At 63.6% G+C, this 16,735-nt stretch carries 17 protein-coding genes; 5 read left to right on the top strand and 12 right to left on the bottom strand.

The window, feature by feature from the left end:
• Positions 1-98: 98 nt before the first annotated feature.
• The 6 genes from ytfQ to J4G43_RS18425 form a co-directional block, all read right to left on the bottom strand.
• Positions 99-1,064, bottom strand: a complete 966-nt coding sequence (gene ytfQ / locus J4G43_RS18450; RefSeq protein WP_208085848.1) for a galactofuranose ABC transporter, galactofuranose-binding protein YtfQ — start codon at positions 1,062-1,064, stop codon at positions 99-101.
• Positions 1,065-1,522: 458 nt separating this feature from the next.
• A complete protein-coding gene (locus J4G43_RS18445) occupies positions 1,523-2,695 on the bottom strand; it encodes a fumarylacetoacetate hydrolase family protein (protein WP_208085847.1) in 1,173 nt (390 codons plus the stop codon).
• Between the two features lie 132 nt (positions 2,696-2,827).
• Complete coding sequence (locus tag J4G43_RS18440; RefSeq protein ID WP_208085846.1) at positions 2,828-3,805, bottom strand: HEAT repeat domain-containing protein; 978 nt, start codon at positions 3,803-3,805, stop codon at positions 2,828-2,830.
• A 2-nt stretch (positions 3,806-3,807) separates the two neighbouring features.
• Positions 3,808-4,041 (bottom strand): 4Fe-4S dicluster domain-containing protein, encoded by a 234-nt coding sequence (locus tag J4G43_RS18435; protein WP_008141081.1) that lies wholly within the window; start codon positions 4,039-4,041, stop codon positions 3,808-3,810.
• A 30-nt stretch (positions 4,042-4,071) separates the two neighbouring features.
• Positions 4,072-5,814, bottom strand: a complete 1,743-nt coding sequence (locus J4G43_RS18430; RefSeq protein WP_208085845.1) for a fumarate reductase/succinate dehydrogenase flavoprotein subunit — start codon at positions 5,812-5,814, stop codon at positions 4,072-4,074.
• A gap of 100 nt (positions 5,815-5,914) precedes the next feature.
• Positions 5,915-6,688, bottom strand: coding sequence for a ferredoxin--NADP reductase (locus J4G43_RS18425; RefSeq protein WP_208085844.1), 774 nt, complete (start codon positions 6,686-6,688; stop codon positions 5,915-5,917).
• 206 nt (positions 6,689-6,894) lie between these two features.
• On the opposite strand from J4G43_RS18425, the gene J4G43_RS18420 reads away from it, so the two are divergent.
• The 5 genes from J4G43_RS18420 (at position 6,895) to J4G43_RS18400 (ending at position 11,523) form a co-directional block, all read left to right on the top strand.
• Positions 6,895-7,191 (top strand): gamma-butyrobetaine hydroxylase-like domain-containing protein, encoded by a 297-nt coding sequence (locus J4G43_RS18420; protein ID WP_208089350.1) that lies wholly within the window; start codon positions 6,895-6,897, stop codon positions 7,189-7,191.
• A gap of 194 nt (positions 7,192-7,385) precedes the next feature.
• Positions 7,386-8,159 carry a Crp/Fnr family transcriptional regulator gene (locus J4G43_RS18415; protein WP_208085843.1) on the top strand — a complete coding sequence of 258 codons (774 nt, stop codon included), beginning with the start codon at positions 7,386-7,388 and terminating at the stop codon, positions 8,157-8,159.
• Between the two features lie 165 nt (positions 8,160-8,324).
• Positions 8,325-9,746, top strand: a complete 1,422-nt coding sequence (locus J4G43_RS18410) for an ABC transporter substrate-binding protein (protein ID WP_208085842.1) — start codon at positions 8,325-8,327, stop codon at positions 9,744-9,746.
• Positions 9,743-10,654 (top strand): ABC transporter permease, encoded by a 912-nt coding sequence (locus tag J4G43_RS18405; RefSeq protein ID WP_208085841.1) that lies wholly within the window; start codon positions 9,743-9,745, stop codon positions 10,652-10,654. Before J4G43_RS18410 ends, J4G43_RS18405 begins: the two co-directional genes overlap by 4 nt.
• Positions 10,651-11,523 (top strand): ABC transporter ATP-binding protein, encoded by an 873-nt coding sequence (locus J4G43_RS18400; RefSeq protein WP_071915519.1) that lies wholly within the window; start codon positions 10,651-10,653, stop codon positions 11,521-11,523. Before J4G43_RS18405 ends, J4G43_RS18400 begins: the two co-directional genes overlap by 4 nt.
• Positions 11,524-11,727: 204 nt before the next feature.
• Here J4G43_RS18400 and J4G43_RS18395 read toward each other — a convergent pair whose 3' ends face one another.
• The 6 genes from J4G43_RS18395 to J4G43_RS18370 all read right to left on the bottom strand — a co-directional run bounded on the left by J4G43_RS18395 (position 11,728) and on the right by J4G43_RS18370 (position 16,665).
• Positions 11,728-12,786 (bottom strand): YeiH family protein, encoded by a 1,059-nt coding sequence (locus tag J4G43_RS18395; protein ID WP_208085840.1) that lies wholly within the window; start codon positions 12,784-12,786, stop codon positions 11,728-11,730.
• A gap of 110 nt (positions 12,787-12,896) precedes the next feature.
• A complete protein-coding gene (locus tag J4G43_RS18390; RefSeq protein ID WP_063984492.1) occupies positions 12,897-13,115 on the bottom strand; it encodes a hypothetical protein in 219 nt (72 codons plus the stop codon).
• 163 nt (positions 13,116-13,278) lie between these two features.
• Positions 13,279-13,992: an ABC transporter ATP-binding protein gene (locus J4G43_RS18385; protein WP_085400670.1), complete on the bottom strand. Its 714-nt coding sequence runs from the start codon at positions 13,990-13,992 to the stop codon at positions 13,279-13,281.
• The gene (locus J4G43_RS18380) at positions 13,989-14,744 is read right to left on the bottom strand and encodes an ABC transporter ATP-binding protein (protein ID WP_208085839.1); all 756 of its coding nucleotides are present in this window, start codon (positions 14,742-14,744) and stop codon (positions 13,989-13,991) included. The genes J4G43_RS18385 and J4G43_RS18380 overlap by 4 nt, the downstream gene beginning before the upstream one ends.
• 2 nt (positions 14,745-14,746) lie before the next feature.
• On the bottom strand, positions 14,747-15,766 hold the full coding sequence (locus tag J4G43_RS18375; protein WP_208085838.1) for a branched-chain amino acid ABC transporter permease: 1,020 nt from the start codon (positions 15,764-15,766) through the stop codon (positions 14,747-14,749).
• Positions 15,763-16,665: a branched-chain amino acid ABC transporter permease gene (locus tag J4G43_RS18370; protein WP_166351542.1), complete on the bottom strand. Its 903-nt coding sequence runs from the start codon at positions 16,663-16,665 to the stop codon at positions 15,763-15,765. The genes J4G43_RS18375 and J4G43_RS18370 overlap by 4 nt, the downstream gene beginning before the upstream one ends.
• Between the last annotated feature and the right edge of the window lie 70 nt (positions 16,666-16,735).

The following is a 16,735-nucleotide window of genomic DNA, read 5'->3' as shown; positions in this document are numbered from 1 at the left end:
CCGCTTATGCCGCGGACACCCAGCCTATTCGTTCGCGCAACGGTTTCGAAGGGGGGAGCGCCGGACCACGGGGGAGCGGTCCGGCGCGGCACCCCGCCTCAGTAACCGAGGCCCTTCTTGCTGTCGTAGATCTTCTGCGGATCGTCGGCCGCTGTATAGAGCTTGGAGTCGGTCTGGATCCACTTGGGCGGAACGGTGCCCTTTTCCTTGAAGGCCGCGATGGCATCGAGCGCGGGGCCGGCCATGTTCGGCGTCAGCTCGACGGTGGCGTTGGCTTCGCCGGCGGCCATGGCCTTGAAGATGTCGGGGACCGCGTCGATCGAGACGGTGAGGATCTCCTTGCCCGGCTTGAGGCCGGCTTCCTTCATCGCCTGGATCGCGCCGACCATCATGTCGTCATTGTGCGCGTAGACGGCGCAGATCGACTTGCCGCCGCCTTCGGCCTTGATGAAGCTTTCCATGACTTCCTTGCCCTTGGCGCGGGTGAAGTCGCCGGTCTGGCTGCGCACCACCTTGAGGTTCGCATGCTTTGCGATGGTGGTGTCAAAGCCCTTCTTGCGGTTGGCGGCGACGCTGGCGCCGACCGTACCCTGCAATTCGACGACGTTGCAGGCCTTGCCGCCGACGGTCTTGGCCAGCCAGTCGCCGGCAACCTCGCCTTCATGCACGCTGTCGGAGGTCACGGCGGTGAGATAGAGCTCCTTGCCGGAGGGATCGATGTCGCGGTCGAGCAGCACGACCGGGATCTTGGCCTCCTTGGCTTCCTTCAGCACCGAGTCCCAACCGGTCGAGACCACAGGTGCAAGGAAGATCGCATCGACGTTCTGCGCGATGAAGGATCGGATCGCCTTGATCTGGTTCTCCTGCTTCTGCTGCGCGTCGGCGATCTTGAGATTGACCTTTCGCTTGGCAGCCTCCTGCTTGGAGACCGACGTCTCGGCCGCGCGCCAGCCGGATTCCGATCCGATCTGCGAGAAGCCGATGGTGAGCTCGGCGGCGTTGGCCGGCAGCGCGAGCAGCAACGCGGCCGTGGCGCTGGCCGCAAAGAGGGCTTTGAGGGTCATCAGGCGTGTCTCCCAAGAAGTCATCTTGTGTTATCTCGGGCGCCGATCGGTAGCATGGCACCCGCAGGCCGGCCTTTGAGGCGGCGGGAGGGACTATTTCACGGAAGATGAGTTCCGACTAGTCATATTATTTGACTATTCGCGCGAAACTTCGATTTGGCGTGATGGACGGTTCAATGACACGCCCAGCGCGATTTTATTCCGTGGATGCAACGGGGAGATGAAGGAGATGTGCGGCTCGCAACCTCTCCTCCGCGTCATTGCGAGCGCAGCGAAGCAATCCAGCATCTGTCCACGGAGGGACTCTGGATTGCTTCGCTGCGCTCGCAATGACGGTGTGGATAGAGTTCGGCGTAGGTCGACCAGATCGACCCGCGGAGAGTCCGCATCACCCGGACTGCATCTTCGATGCAATCCGGCCTCTCCCCGCGTGCGGGGAGAGGCGATGGGTAGCGGAGCTAGATCAGCTTCCGTTGCGCGAGGTTCTTCATCAGCGCGCCGATTCCAAACGTCCAGGGCTCGCACTCGTCGCTGGTGCGCATGCGGTTGATGAGCTTGCCGAGCTGGGGTGCTGCGATCGTGACGATGTCGTCGCGCTTGTGGGTGAACCCCTGCCCCGGCGCATCACGATCCTTGACCGGCGCGAACATCGTGCCGAGGAACAGCACGAAGCCATCAGGGTATTGATGGACCTTGCCGATCGTCTGCTCGACGAGGTCCGTCGGATCGCGACTGATCATGCTGATCGAGGAATGGCCGTCGAGAACGAAACCGTCCGCGCCCTTCACGTTCAAGCTGACGTCGAGCTTGCGGGCGTCGTCGAGTGTGAAGCTGTCGTCGAACAGACGCAGCAATGGGCCGATCGCGCAGGAGGCGTTGTTGTCCTTGGCCTTCGACAACAGCAGCGCCGAACGCCCCTCGAAGTCGCGCAGATTGACGTCGTTGCCGAGTGCGCCGCCGACGATCTTGCCGCGGCTCGAGACGAACAGCACCAGCTCGGGCTCGGGATTGTTCCAGGTCGATTTCGGATGCAGCCCGGCATCCATGCCGGTGCCGACCGAGGACAAGGTCGGAGCCTTCGTGAAGACCTCGGCATCCGGACCGATGCCGACTTCGAGATATTGGCTCCAGGCGTTCTGATCGATCAGCACCTGCTTCAAATGCATCGCCTGGTTGGAGCCCGGCTTGAGCTTCGACAGATCGTCGCCGATCAGCCGCGTCACTTCTTTCCGGATCGCTTCGGCCGATGCCGGATTGCCCTTGGCCCGCTCTTCGATGACGCGCTCCAGCATCGAGATGGCGAAGGTGACGCCGGCGGCCTTCAGGGTCTGGAGATCGAGGGGCGCAAGCAGCCACGGCTTTTTCGGATCGCGCCCATCTGGCGCCGTGTTGGCCACGATCGCTTCGAGATCGCCGATGCGCTCGCCCTTGACCGCGGCGAGCGCCTTGGCCGGATTGTCTTCCTCGCAGAGCGCGCTGACGGTCGGAAACCGGGCGGTGACGTCGAAGACGCCGTCTCCACGGACGGCGACAACGGCCGGGCCGTTCGCCTGCGGCAGCCAGACGCGGCCGACCAGCGTCCCCTTCGTTCCATCCTCGGGGAGAAGATCTCTAACAGACAGTGTCGTCATGGCCGCGTCCTCGCTCTTTCTCGGATCGGCCGCGCTGAAATAGCAGCCGATCCCATTGGCGAAGACCAATAAACGTCTGGCAGGGGAAGTCCAGACCGGCAGCGAAGAGCCGCTATGCCCCTGCCCGGGCCTTTATGCGCCTGCTCGCGCTTTGCGCGCCGCGATCTGCTGGAGCGCCCAGCGCGCGTTCTTGCGAACGTCGGGGTCGGCATCGTCGGCGATGACCGCCAGGAACGCCTCACCGTCGGGATGGGCGATCTCGCCGAGCGCGGCGGCCGCCTCCTTCCGCAAATTGGCCTGGTCGTGGTTGATGCAATTGCCGATCGGGCGTACCGCGCGCTCGATCTTCATCTTGCCGAGGCTGCGGATCGCCTTCAGCCGCACCTGCCAGAATTCATCGGCGAGCGAGCCGACAAGCTGATCGGCCGCGAGCGAACCGTTGACGTTGAGGCCGAGCGTTTCCGCGGCCATCTCGCGCACCATCCAGTCCGAGTCCTTCAGCCCGCGTGTGATCGTCTCGGCCGCGGGCTTCAGCTGCGAGAAGGCCAGCGCGCTCACCGCAGCGCGGCGGACATGGGCGTCGGGATCGTTGATCAGCGCGGTCAGCGCCGGGATGGATTCCTCCAGCTTGAGGAAGCCGATCACGCCGATCGCCTGCACGCGAACGGCCGCATCTTGATCCAGGAGCGCTTCCAGCGCCGGCTTCAGCGTATCCTTGCAGCGCAATTCCTTCAGCGCACGCAGCGCGCCCATGCGGACGAAGGCATGGGCGTGCTTGACCAGCGGCAGGATGATCTCCGCGCAGGCCGGATCCTTGAACTCGGCCATGCTGTCGGCCGCGGCCGCCGCCACGATTCTTTCGGGATCGACCAGCAGCTTGACCAGCCCATTCGCGGCCTCCGGCCCGTCGAACTCGCCGAGCGCCATCGCGACCTGCTGGCGCACGCCCGCATCGGGATCGGACACCATGTTGGCGAGATGCGCGACAGCTGCGGGATCACCGGAGTGACCGAGCGCGATGATGGCGACACGGCGCTCGGCGGGATCGGCGGCCTGAAGCCGCTCGTCGGCGTCCTCGAGGTCGTCATAGGATTCGAACGGGCTCGACATGATCACCTCAACAGATAGGGAATGTTGACGGTGACGGCGCCGGTCGGGCAATCCGCCTCGCAGGGCATGCAGTACCAGCACTCGTCATAGGCCATGTAGGCCTTGCCGGTCATGTCGCTGATGCGGAGCACGTCGAGCGGGCAGACGTCGACGCACACGGTGCAGCCCTTGTCGGCGATGCATTTGGCGTCGTCGACGACCACCGGAACCGACGTCTGATAGGATGCGAGAGGCATTTTTGTCTCCTGTTGCGATGGTGCGGTGGATCAGGCGGAGGCGCGGATGCGCTGCTTGTCGTAGAGGTCCTTCTCGTCCTCGGCGATCGGCACGACATAGGGCTCCACGGCGCGCTTCTCGCTGGTCATCTTGCCGTTCTGCTTGGAGAGCAGCGTGTGGCAGAACCAGTTCTCGTTGTCCTTCTCCGGGAAATCCGTGCGCCAGTGATAGAGGCCCCAGCGGCTTTCCTCGCGGTACAACGAGGCGTGCACCGCCATGTCGGCGCAATCCATGATCGACTGCACTTCGAGCGCACGAAGCAGCTCGTGCGCGTTACGGGCGATCATATGCTCCTGCATGTCCTGCCGCGTCTCGGCCAGGCGGCGCATGCCGAGCTCGTATTTGCGGGTGACCTTCGGCGGCTGGAGATAATCGTTGACGAGGCGGCGGGTCTTGTACTCGACCTGGTTCGGCGGAATGCCATCCTCGCGCTTCGTTGGCGCCAGCACGCGGTCGCGCTCCCTGGCGACATCGGCGGCGTCGAATTCCGCGAAGTCGTGGCTGTCGGCGAACTCCATCGCGTCGATGCCGGCGACCGATCCGTTGGTGAAGGCGCCCAGCATGTAATTATGCGGCACGCTCGCCATGTCGCCGGCGGCGTAAAGGCCGGGCACCGTCGTGCGGGCGTTGTCGTCCACGAACACGCCGGAGGCGCTGTGGCCGGAGCAGAAGCCGATCTCGGAGATGTGCATCTCGATCGACTCGCTGCGGTAGTCGACCCCGCGCCCCTGCTGGAACAGGCCGCGCGTGGGACGCTCGACCTTGTGCAGCGTGGATTCGATCTCCGAGATGGTGTCGGGATGGAGATGCTTGAGCTGGAGGAACACCGGGCCCTTGCCTGACAGCAGTTCGTTGTAAAACTCCAGCATCATCTGGCCGGACCAGTAGTCGCACTCGATGAAGCGTGATCCCTCGTTGTTGGCGGTGAAGGCGCCGAAGGGACCGGCGACATAGGCGCAGGCCGGGCCGTTATAATCCTTGATCAGCGGATTGATCTGGTAGCATTCGAGGTTCGCGAGCGCGGCGCCGGCGTGATAGGCCATCGCATAGCCATCGCCGGAATTGGCGGCGTTCTCGTAGGTGCCGAACATGTAGCCGGAGGTCGGCAGACCGAGACGGCCGGCGGCGCCCATGCAGAGGATCACGGCCTTGGCCTTGATCACCAGCATCTCAGCGGTGCGGGTGTTGACGCTGATCGCACCGGCGATGCGGCCGTCGGCGGATTTCAGCAGCCGCGTCGCCATGTAGCGGTTGGAGATCAGGATGCGGGCGCGGCGGAGCTGGCGATAGAGCGCTTTCTTGACCGTCTCGCCGTTCGGCATCGGCAGCACGTAGGTGCCGATGTGGTGCACCTTCTTGACGGCGTAATCGCCGTTCTCGTTCTTCAGGAAGCGGATGCCGAAACTGTCGAGCTCTTCGATAATCTTGTAGCAATTCTGCGCGTATTTATAGACCGCCTTCTGATCGACGATGCCGTCGTTGGCGATGGTGATTTCCTTGGTGTACTGCTCCGGCGTCGCGTAGCCGGGGATGACAGCGTTGTTGAGCCCGTCCATGCCCATCGAGATCGCGCCGGAGCGCTTGACGTTGGCCTTCTCGAGCAGGACGACATTGGCCTTCGGGTTCTTCAGCTTTGCTTTCAGCGCTGCCATCGGGCCGGCCGTGCCGCCGCCGATGACGAGCACGTCGCAGGAAACCTCCGAAAGTCCGTCGACGATCTCATCTAGTGCCATCACTTGCTCCTGGTTCGCCGGTCCGGCGCCTTTGCATCAGATTTGTTCAGGGGGCGTTCCGGCGATAGCAATTAGTTGTCGCCGGGACGCGATTTGCGCCTCAGCGCTCGACGAAGGCCTTTTCAACGACGAAATGGCCGGGCTGGCTGTGATTGCCCTCGACGAAGCCGCGCGCGGCGAACATCGCGGGGAGTTCCTCGAGCATCGCCGGGCTGCCGCACAGCATGATGCGATCGGTCTCGATATCGAGGCCTGATTGCCCGATGTCGTCGAACAGCTGGTTGGAGGCGATCAGGTCGGTGATGCGGCCACGGTTCTTGAACGGCTCGCGGGTCACGGTCGGGTAGTAGACGAGCTTGTCGCGGATCAGCGGACCGAAGAATTCGTGATTGCGCAGGCCATCGACGAGGTGCTCGCCATAGGCGAGTTCCGAAACCTGGCGGCAGCCATGGGCGAGCACGATGGTCTCGTAATTCTCATAGACGTCGGGGTCCTTGATCAGGCTGGCGAAGGGCGCGAGCCCGGTCCCGGTCGAGAGCAGCAGCAGGCGTTTGCCCGGAATGAGGTTGCCGGTGATCAGCGTGCCCGTCGCCTTGCGGCCGACCAGGATGATGTCGCCCTCCCGGATCTTCTGGAGACGCGAGGTCAGCGGACCGTCCTGCACCTTGATCGAAAAAAATTCGAGCGCCTCCTCGTGATTGGCGCTGGCCATGCTGTAGGCCCGCATCAACGGCTTGCCCTCGACTTCCAGCCCGATCATCGCGAACTGGCCGTTCTGGAAGCGAAAGCCGGGATCGCGCGTCGCGATGAAGCTGAACAGGGAGTCGGTCCAGTGCCGGACCGATAAAACCGTTTCCTTCTGAAATGCGCTCATGGTCTCTCCTCAGCCATCGTTGGCGCACAAGGTTTCGGAGAGAGCAGAGTCCGGCAATTCGGAAGTGAAATTCCCGGTCGATTAGTTTCAAATTTGGTGGCGATGACCGAAGAGGAGGCAGACGGCCACGCGTCCGCGCCGGCAATTAGTTGCTATTCGTGCGCGCCCGCGCCGACATAGAAAGAAGCTGGAGGTTTGTCATGACCATGACCTTGGTGGCGCCGACTGTGGCCGACTACGAAGCCAGCGCCGATCTCGCGACGCTCGTCGTCCGCATCACGCAGGACGATGTGGTCGGGATCGCTGCCGAGCGGCTCCGTCTCTCCTGCAAATGCGCCCACTGCACTCGCGCCCGCTTCGACGATCGCTTCCCCGAACGCTTTCCCGGCATCGCCATCACCGAGATCGGCGATCTCGGCTACGGGCTGAACATCTCGTTTTCGGATGGGCATAACAGGGGGATTTATCCCAAGCCGTATCTGCTGAGTTTGGCGGGGCGGTAGGGGTTCGACCGTTCCCCTTGCTCCGTTGTCATTCCCCGCGAAAGCGGGGAATCCAGTACGCCGCGGCCTATCCGTAACCCATTGCTGCCTCTGGAATACTGGGTCGCGCGGTCAAGCCGGGCGACGACAGCGGAGTAAAGCTGGCACGGACATTGCTCCTCTTTAGAACGATTTGAACGTTCCGGAGGCAAACGATGTTGCAGGCGGCCAATGTGGTTCGCGGGACGGTTCCCGCAACGGTCCGGCCTGCCGGAGGCTCCTCGCTGCTGCTGACCGAGAACCAGCAATGGATCGGCGGACCGCCGCCGCTGATGGACAAGCTCAGCCAGCGCGAGCGGGAGCTGGTGCTGAAGCAGGGCCGGCGAAAGGTGCTCAACCGCGGCCAGACGCTGTTCAGCCAGGGCGGCAAGCATGACGGCATCTGGCTGATCGAGAGCGGCCGCATCCGCGTGTTCTACAATTCGCCGCTCGGACGCGAGATCACGCTGGCCTATTGGCATGTCGGCAATTTCGTCGGCGGGCCCGAAGTGTTCGAGGGCACGGTGCATCAATGGTCCGGCGTCGCATCCAGCAATTGCAGCGTCGTGCACCTCCCCGGAAAGGAGCTGCGGTCCCTTGCCGTGGAGATCCCGAACCTCGCCATCGGCCTCATTGAAGGCCTCACCTTCAAGGGCAAATGCTATTCGGCGCTGGCACAGATGCTGGGAACGCGCTCGATCACGCAGCGCCTCGCGCATCTTCTGCTGCATCTGGTCGAGCTCTACGGCGTCGAGGATGCCGACGGCCGGGTGATCGCGGCGGCCTTCACCCATGCCGACATCGCTCACATGGTCGGCGCGACCAGGCAATGGGTCACGATCAGCCTGAAACGGATGCAGGAGAAGGGAATCGTCGTCACCAAGCGCTCGCAGATCGTGGTGTGCCGGGCCGATGCTCTCGAGGAGATGCGCGGCCAGAGCGGCGACTAGGGTCGATGCACAGGCAAGTGGCTTTATAGTGCAGGACTGCCCAAGGAGTATGCAATCAGCTTTTCCCGGCAACTAATCGACTGCGACGGTCACTCCGGATTTGCCCTACCCGCGGCCTCACCCAATCATGGCAACCACAGCACATCCAACCGAATGAGGATGAGAATGGTCCGCCATCTTCCCACGCTCTCGATCGCGATGTCGGTGACCTCGCTGGCGCTTCTGATCGCGCAGCCGGCCTTGGCGGAAACCGTCACCCTTGGCATTGGAACGCAGGACACCACGACCAACACGGTGACCGCCGGCGTCGTCATCCGGCAGTTGCATCTCCTCGAGAAATATCTGCCGAAGGACGGCAAATACGCCAATATCAAGTTCGAGCTGGAGTGGCAGAACTTCACCTCCGGCCCGCCCGTCACCAATGCGATGATGGCGAACAAGCTCCAGATCGGCATGATGGGCGACTATCCGCTGATCGTGAACGGCTTCACCTTCGAGAGCAATCCGGAGAGCAAGAGCCGCCTGATCGGCGTGGCCGCCTACAGCCTGTCCGGCTCCGGCAACGGGCTCGTGGTCCACAAGGACTCGCCCTATTTCGATCTCGCCGATCTCAAGGGCAAGCTCGTCAGCGTGCCGTTCGGCTCGGCCGCGCACGGCATGGTGCTGAAGGCGATGCAGGACCGCGGTTACGCCTCCGACTTCTTCCAGCTCGTCAGCCAGAGCCCGGAGGTCGGCTCGACCAATCTGCAGGAGAAGAAGATCGACGCGCACGCCGACTTCGTCCCCTTCGCCGAGCTGCTGCCGTTCCGCGGCTTCGCACGCAAGATTTTTGACGGCGTTGAGACCAATCTGCCGACCTTCCACGGCATCGTGGTCCGCACCGATTTCGCCGAGAAATATCCGGAGGTCGTCGTTGCCTACTTCAAGGCGCTGATTGCCGCCAACCAGTGGCTGCGCGACGATCCCAAGCTCGCGGCCGAAAAGATCCAGGAGTGGACTGGCATCAACAAGGAAGTCGTCTACATCTTCCTCGGTCCCAGCGGCAACATGACCACGGATCCCACGGTAAAACCGGCGCTCATCGACGCGGCCGCGACCGACGTCAAGGTTTTGCAGAATCTCGGCCGCATGAAGGAGTTCGATCCGAAGAAGTGGGTGGATGATTCCTACATCCGCAAGGCCTACGCCGAGATGAAGCTCGACTATGACACCCAGCTTGCGAGCACCAGGAATTACGAGATCACGGGCGAAGACTCGTTCTGCAAGAAGCCGATCACCGACCCGCGCAAGGCCGGCGAGGTCTGGGTCGACGATGCCGGTATCCTGCCGTTTGCTTCCGCAGCGTGCACGTTAGGGGCCTATTCCGACTACAAGGCCAAGAGCAAGAAGATCAACGTCGCCTACGTCTTCGACACCACCCGTGGAATCAAGCTGTTCGCCGACCAGGCCTTCTTCGCGGTCGGCAACGGCGAGGTCGCGCCGTTCCTGCTCAAGAAGGACGCCGAAGCCTATGCCGCCAAGATCAATGGCAAGGTGCTCGGCTTCGACGATGCGGTGAAGGCGGCGGTCGGCGGAGGCAAGACGTGAGCAGTCCCGCCCTCGTCAGACATCCCGAGGACAGCATGCCGGCAGCAACCGCAATCGCCGAGGCGGACCCCGTGCCCGCCCCTTCCCCGCCCGCGACACCGCCTTCCTTCGGCACGCTCGCGCTGCGCTGGTACCGGCTCAATCGGGCGGGGCTACGCGCGACGGCGATCGGCATCATATCGCTGCTCGCCTTCCTGCTGGTCTGGCACCTGCTCACGACCTATCGCGTCGTGTTCTTCGTGCGCTTCACCAACGTGCCCTCGCCGCTCGCGGTCTATGCCAGCTTCACCAAGGCGATCCACGATCCCAAATTCCTGCTGCACATCCTCCTGAGCTGCCGGCGCATCTTGTTCGGCTTCACGCTCGCGGCGGTGGTCGGCGTGCCGCTCGGCCTGATCATGGGTCGCTTCAAGCTGGTGCACGAGATCATCTTCCCAGTGGCCGAGGTGCTGCGGCCGATCCCGGCAATCGCCTGGGTGCCGATGGCGATCATGCTTTGGCCGACCAACGAGCAGAGCATCGTCTTCATCACCTTCCTCGGTGCGTTCTTCCCGATCCTGGTCAACACGCTGCATGGCATGTCGCTGGTCGATCCCGTGCTGGTGCGCGCCGCGCAATGTCTCGGCGCGCGCGAGCGCTCGATCTTCCGCGAGGTGTATTTTCCAGCTTCGATGCCGCACATCTTCACCGGCCTCACCGTCGGTATGGGCGTGGCCTGGGTGTCGCTGATCGCCGCCGAGATGATCTCGGGCCAGTACGGCATCGGCTACTTCACCTGGGAGGCCTATTCCCTTGTCCAGTATGCCGACATCGCGCTCGGCATGATCGCGATCGGCGTGCTTGGCCTTGGATCGAGCCTGCTTATCAGGGGCGCCGGGCAGTTGGTGATGCCGTGGAGGCTAAAATGAACGAAATCCTGACCAAAGCACCGCAGGGCCATATCGAGGTCAGGAATTTCTCCCTCAGCTATGAGAGCATCGAGGGACCGGTACAGGCCGTCACCGATACGCAGATTCATGTGAAGCCCGGCGAGTTCGTCTCGATCGTCGGCCCCTCCGGTTGCGGAAAGTCGACGCTGCTCAATGCTGTTGCGGGATTCCTCAAGCCGACCACCGGTGTAGTCACGGTCGACGGCGAGCGGGTCAACGGCCCCAGCGCCGAGCGCGGCATGGTATTTCAGCAATATTCGCTGTTTCCGTGGAAGACGGTGCGGGAGAACGTCGAGTTCGGCCTGAAGATGCGCGGCATGGGGCGCTCCCAGCGCGAGCGCGCGGCGCGCACGCTGCTCGGGCTCGCGGGGCTCGAGGCCTTCGAAAAGCATTATCCGGAAAAGCTCTCCGGCGGCATGAAGCAGCGCGTCGGCATCGTCCGCGCGCTCGCCACGGGACCAAAGGTGCTGCTGCTCGACGAGCCCTTCGGCGCGCTCGACGCGCAGACGCGCGTCATCATGCAGCAGATCCTTACCAACATGTGGCAACGGCTGAAGATCTCGGTGCTGTTCGTCACCCACGACATCGATGAAGCCATCTTCCTCTCCGACCGCGTCTACTGCATGACGGCCCGCCCCGGCTCGATCAAGGCGGAAATCCCGATCCCGCTGGAGCGGCCGCGGCAGCAATCGATGATGATGTCGTCGGAGTTTTTGGCGCTCCGTCGCGGGCTGATGTCACTAATCCGCGAGGAGAGCCTGAAGGCGATGGGCGGCGAGATCAGCGACATGGGCATGCAAGGGCTCAACATCGAGCTGCATGGGCATTCGCTGGCGGATGTGATTTAGCGCCCCATCTACGATTGCGCTCTTACTTCCCTTCTCCCCTTGTGGGAGAAGGTGCCTTGCCGAAGGCAAGGCGGATGAGGGGGCTGCTTCGGCAAACTCCCCTCTCAGTTCGGACTCGCGGATAGAACCCCTCATCCGGCGCTTCGCGCCACCTTCTCCCACAAGGGGAGAAGCAAGAGGAGTTCGCAGCCGCTGTGCTCCCCCTCACTTGAACCAGTGCACCAGCGCGATGCTGATCCCTAGCAGCAGCATCAGCGACAGTGTCACCGCCGCGGTTACGCGGCCCCCGACATTCGCCAGCACCTTCACGTCGACGCCAAGGCCGAGCGCGGCCATCGAAACCACCGTCAGGAAGCTCGTGATCTTCGTCACCGGCCCGACCACCGTGCCCGGCACGATCTCCAGGGAGCGCAGAGTCGCCAGCGCAAGGAAGCCGAGGATGAACCAGGGGACCAGGCGGAAGAAGCCGACATTGGATTTCTTGGCGCCGGTCTGCCAGCGCGAGGCGACCAGGGAGAGACCGACGACGACGGGCCCGAGCATCAACACGCGCATCAGCTTCACCAGCGTGCCGATCTGCGTCGAGACGAGCCCGGCCGGGACCGTTGCCGCAAGCACCTGCGGCACCGCATAGACGGTCAGGCCTGCGAGGATGCCATATTGCGTGGCCGACAATTGCAGCAGCGGAATCAGCAGCGGCAGGCCCAGCACCATCATCACGCCGAGGATCGCCGTAAAGGAAATCGAGGACGCGATCTCGTCGTTGTTGGCGCCGATGATCGGCGCCACGGCGGCGATCGCGGAATTGCCGCAGATGGAATTGCCGCAGGCGATCAGGATCGAGAGCCGCGTCGACAGGCCCAGCATGCGACTGAGGCCGAAGGAGACGCAGAGCGCGATCACGACGACCGCGGCGATCGATGCCAGCAGCGCCACGCCGGAAGCCGCGATAGCGGCGAAGCTGATCGAGGCCCCCAGCAGCATGACCGCGACTTCGAGCAGCTGTTTGGCGCTGAAGGCGACACCGGCCTGCCAGCGCGGCGCCGGTTTCCAGAAGCTGCGCAGCGCCATCCCGAGCAGGATCGCCATCACCAGCGCTTCGACATAGGGGTGCTCGAAGACACCCAGCTCGGCCCGTTCGAGCAAAGCCGAGATACCGGCCACGGCGATGCACAGGAGGATTCCCGGAATCAGCGCCGCGATACGGCTCACGACAGTGGTTGGCTTGGCGTCGGCCGGGTTGGATGCTTGATTCTGCGACACAAATCTCTCCCAGAGGAGAAATATTTATACGCAGTGCCGTCCGATTGGGGAATAAGTTTTCGGCATATCAGGGCCGAGGGAAGTTCTATGCTCAGCCCGGAATAATCGGCTCAGAAGATCAGGCTTTTGGCGAGCGAGGCGACGCGGCTGAAGCTGTCATAGACGCCCGGCTCGAAGAAGGCCGCACGCGCGAGCACGATCCCCGCGACCAGCGACCAAAACACCGTGGTGCCGGCCCGGAGCAGGAGCTTTGACGCGCGCGATCTCGGCTGGGTGTCCGTTGCGGACACCAGCTGCTCGCCGAAGGGCTCAAATCCGGTGCGTTCCATGACCGTCAATCCATCAAATTCTGAATGGAATGTCGTCGTTTCGGCCCCAAACGGCAATGGAAGCGATTGGCGTTTTTGGCCCTCGACGGGGAAACTCCTTCCATCTGACGAACCCGAGACAACAGTTTTCTTCTTTAGGCCGGTTTGGCGGTCCGGAACCCGGTTAAAGCGCCAGATAGCGGCGACGGATCGCGTCGTTGGCCTTCAGCTCGTCGATCCCGGCGGCATAGACGATCTGGCCCTTGTCGATGACCGTGGCGTGGCTCGCCAGCCCCAGGCAGAAATGCATGTTCTGCTCGGCGATCAGCACGGTCGATCCGAGCTGGCGGAGCTGCCGCAACAGCTCGCCGATCCGCTGCACGATGATCGGCGCGAGGCCCTCGCTCGGCTCATCGAGCAGCAACAGCGCCGGGTTGCCCATCAGCGTGCGCGCGATGGCGAGCATCTGTTGCTCCCCGCCCGAGAGACGTCCGGCGATGCGATGGCGCAGCGGCTCCAGCAGCGGGAAGACGTCGTAGATCCGCTTGATCGGCCACTCGTCCTGGCCTTCCGGCCCCTTCTTGCGACCGATGACGAGATTGTCCTCGACCGTGTGCTCCGGAAAGATCTGGCGATCCTCCGGCACGAAGCCGAGACCGGCGCGCGCGATATGGTGCGGCCTCTGGCCCGAGATCACCGCGCCGCGCAGGCTGATCCTGCCCCGCCGCGGCGGCGCCAGCCCCATGATCGCCTTCATGGTCGTCGATTTGCCCGCGCCATTGCGGCCGAGCAGCGCCATGGTCTCGCCCTGCCGCACCGAGAGGCCGACGCCGAACAGGATCTGGCTGGTGCCGTAGTAGACGTCGAGATCGGCGACCTCGATAATGGTCGCGCTCATGCGGCGGCCCCCGCATGTTCGGTGCCGAGATAGGCCTCGATCACGGCGCTGTTGCTTCGGATTTCGTCAGGCGTTCCGGTTGCCAGGATGCGGCCGTAGCAGAGCACGACGATCTTTGGGGCGATCTTGAACACGATGTCCATGTCGTGCTCGATGAAGACGACGGTGATTTTCTGCGTCTCCCAGAGCTCGCGCACCTTGTCGATCATGCGCCAGCGCTCTTCCGGGCCCATGCCGGCAGTCGGCTCGTCCAGCAGCAGAACCTTTGGTTCGAGCACCAGAGCGAGCGCAATGTCGAGTAGCTTCTGGTCGCCATGCGACAGTGTCGCGGCCGTGCGATTGCGTTTTCCCGCGAGGCCCAGCAACTCCATCACGTGCTCGGCGCGGTCGCGCGTCTCGGGCAAGGGAAAGCGCTTGTGCAGCACCGCGGAGGAGCGCTGGTCGGCGCTGACAGCGGCAAGCATGGTCTCCCGCACCGTCAGCGATTTGAAGATGCTCGCAACCTGGAAGGCGCGGCCGATGCCGTGGCGCACGATCTCCGGCGGCGAACGGCCGGCGAGATCGACGCCGTCGAGCAGCACCTGGCCGGAATCCGGCCTCAAGGCGCCCGTAATCAGGTTGAAGAACGTGCTCTTGCCCGCGCCGTTCGGTCCGATCACCGCCGTGAGCGAACCGTCGGGAAAGTCGAGCGTGACGTCGTTGGTCGCCTTCACGCCACCGATGGATTTTGCGAGGTTGCGGATCTCGAGCATCGCTAGCGCCCCTCGCCTGCGTCACGCCGGTGCGCGAACCAGTCGGCAACGAAATCCAGCAGGCCTTTGCGCAGGCCCAGCGCGAAGAACAGGATGACCACGCCGAGCACGATGCCGTGGTATTCGGTGAAGCGCGTGACGGTGTCGTTGAGCAGAAGCAGTAGCACGGTGCCGACCATCGGCCCCAGGAAGGTCGAGACGCCGCCGAGCATGTTGATGAAGATGCCCTCGCCCGAGATCGTCCAATAGGCGAATTCCGGATAGGCGCCAGAGACGAACAGCGCCATCACCATGCCGCCCATCGCGGCAAACAGCGCCGCCAGCACGAAGACAGTCAGCTTGGCCCGCCAGACGTCGATGCCGAGGAAGCTTGCGCGCGCGGCATTGTCGCGGATCATGCGCAACGTGTAACCGAACGGCGATTGCGCGATCTGGCGCATCGCGAGCAGGCCGAGGATGAGAAGCGCGCAGCTCGCGACATAGAGATGGATGTGGTTCGCAAGATTGATGCCGAGGAATGTGGGGCGCGGAATGCCGCCACGCAGGCCCTGGTCGCCGCCGGTGAAGGAGGCCCAGGACAGGATGGTCGAGTGGATCAGCATCTGAAACGCGAGCGTGACGAAGGCGAAATAGATATCCTTCAGCCGCACGCAGATAGCGCCGATGACGGCGGCGATTGCCGCCGTGATCGCCAGCGTCGCGACGAAGGCCACGGGAATCGGCACGCCCAGCTTCTGCATGATCAGGCCAAAACTGTAGGCGCCAAGGCCGAAGAACATGCCGTGGCCGAACGAAGTCAGGCCGGTGTAGCCGACCAGCAGGTTCAGCGAGGTCGCGAACAGGCCGTAAGCCGAGCAGCGGATGACGAAATCGAGCAACGCCTTGCTGCCGGTGAACAGCGGCAGGCTCGCCAGCACGGCAAAGGCGACGAGCGCAATCAGGACGTCGCGATAGCGTTGCAGCGCCGCACCGCTGCGCACCGGCGCCAGCGTCTCGGCGCGGCCGGCCTCGAGCTCGGTCATGCCGCCTCCTTGCCGAACAGGCCGGTGGGCTTGGAGACCAGCACGATCACCATGAACAGGTACATCAGGCCTTCCGTGAACAGGGGAAAGCCGAGCGAGCCGAAGGACCTGATAAGGCCGAGCAGCAGCGCGCCGATCAGAGCGCCCAGGATCGAGCCCATGCCGCCGATCACGGTGACGATGAAGGATTCGATCAGCACCGAAAATCCCATGCCGGGGGTCAGCGAACGCACGGGCGCCGCGAGCGCGCCGGCAAGGCCAGCCAGCATGCCGCCGAGCGCGAACACGCCGCCATAGATCAGGCCGGTGTTGATGCCGAGCGCTGAGACCATACCAGGATTATGTGCCGCCGCCCGGATCACCTTGCCGATACGGCTGCGCGACAATCCGATGCCGAGCACGATCGCCACAACGAGCGCGACGCCGATCAGCAGCAGGTAGTAAGGCGGCACCACGCCGCCGGCGATGAACAGCGGCATCACCTGGAACGCCGCGGGCATGCCCATCGACTTGAATTCCGGCCCCCAGATGATGCGCACGACATCGTCGAAGATCAGCACGAAGGCGTAGCAGACGAGCAGCTGCATCAGCACGTCGGCGCCATAGACGCGGCTCATGAAGACGCGCTCGAAGATCAGGCCGAGAACCGCGGTCCCGGCCGCGCCCGCGAACATCGCCAGCGCGAAGCTCCCGGTGAGCTGATAGGCCGTCATCGCGAAATAGGCGCCGAACATGTAGAAGGCGCCGTGGCTGAAGTTGACGACCTTGAGCACGCCGAAGATCAGCGTCAGCCCGACTGCAACCAGGAACAGGAGCATGCCGATGATGAGGCCGCTGGTGGTTTGCGTCACCAGGCAGGCGGAACTGGAGAGGCAGCCGGCGAGCGCGTCGAGATCCACGGGAGCACTTTCATTGCGACGCGCCGGACTTGGCGCGGAGAACCAGATAGAAACGGCGGAGACGGTCGCC

Source organism: Bradyrhizobium barranii subsp. barranii, from assembly GCF_017565645.3.
Taxonomy (GTDB): domain Bacteria; phylum Pseudomonadota; class Alphaproteobacteria; order Rhizobiales; family Xanthobacteraceae; genus Bradyrhizobium; species Bradyrhizobium barranii.
This window is presented reverse-complemented; position numbering and strand designations above follow the sequence as displayed.

Bases quoted from the DNA above. Each gene is read 5' to 3' on its own strand.
- J4G43_RS18435 (WP_008141081.1), bottom strand. From the start codon at position 4,041: ATGCCTCTCGCATCCTATCAGACGTCGGTTCCGGTGGTCGTCGACGAC.
- J4G43_RS18415 (WP_208085843.1), top strand. From the start codon at position 7,386: ATGTTGCAGGCGGCCAATGTGGTTCGCGGGACGGTTCCCGCAACGGTC.
- J4G43_RS18375 (WP_208085838.1), bottom strand. From the start codon at position 15,766: ATGACCGAGCTCGAGGCCGGCCGCGCCGAGACGCTGGCGCCGGTGCGC.
- J4G43_RS18430 (WP_208085845.1), bottom strand. From the start codon at position 5,814: ATGGCACTAGATGAGATCGTCGACGGACTTTCGGAGGTTTCCTGCGAC.
- J4G43_RS18380 (WP_208085839.1), bottom strand. From the start codon at position 14,744: ATGCTCGAGATCCGCAACCTCGCAAAATCCATCGGTGGCGTGAAGGCG.
- J4G43_RS18440 (WP_208085846.1), bottom strand. From the start codon at position 3,805: ATGTCGAGCCCGTTCGAATCCTATGACGACCTCGAGGACGCCGACGAG.
- J4G43_RS18425 (WP_208085844.1), bottom strand. From the start codon at position 6,688: ATGAGCGCATTTCAGAAGGAAACGGTTTTATCGGTCCGGCACTGGACC.
- J4G43_RS18390 (WP_063984492.1), bottom strand. From the start codon at position 13,115: ATGGAACGCACCGGATTTGAGCCCTTCGGCGAGCAGCTGGTGTCCGCA.
- J4G43_RS18420 (WP_208089350.1), top strand. From the start codon at position 6,895: ATGACCTTGGTGGCGCCGACTGTGGCCGACTACGAAGCCAGCGCCGAT.
- J4G43_RS18400 (WP_071915519.1), top strand. From the start codon at position 10,651: ATGAACGAAATCCTGACCAAAGCACCGCAGGGCCATATCGAGGTCAGG.
- J4G43_RS18445 (WP_208085847.1), bottom strand. From the start codon at position 2,695: ATGACGACACTGTCTGTTAGAGATCTTCTCCCCGAGGATGGAACGAAG.
- ytfQ (WP_208085848.1), bottom strand. From the start codon at position 1,064: ATGACCCTCAAAGCCCTCTTTGCGGCCAGCGCCACGGCCGCGTTGCTG.
- J4G43_RS18385 (WP_085400670.1), bottom strand. From the start codon at position 13,992: ATGAGCGCGACCATTATCGAGGTCGCCGATCTCGACGTCTACTACGGC.
- J4G43_RS18410 (WP_208085842.1), top strand. From the start codon at position 8,325: ATGGTCCGCCATCTTCCCACGCTCTCGATCGCGATGTCGGTGACCTCG.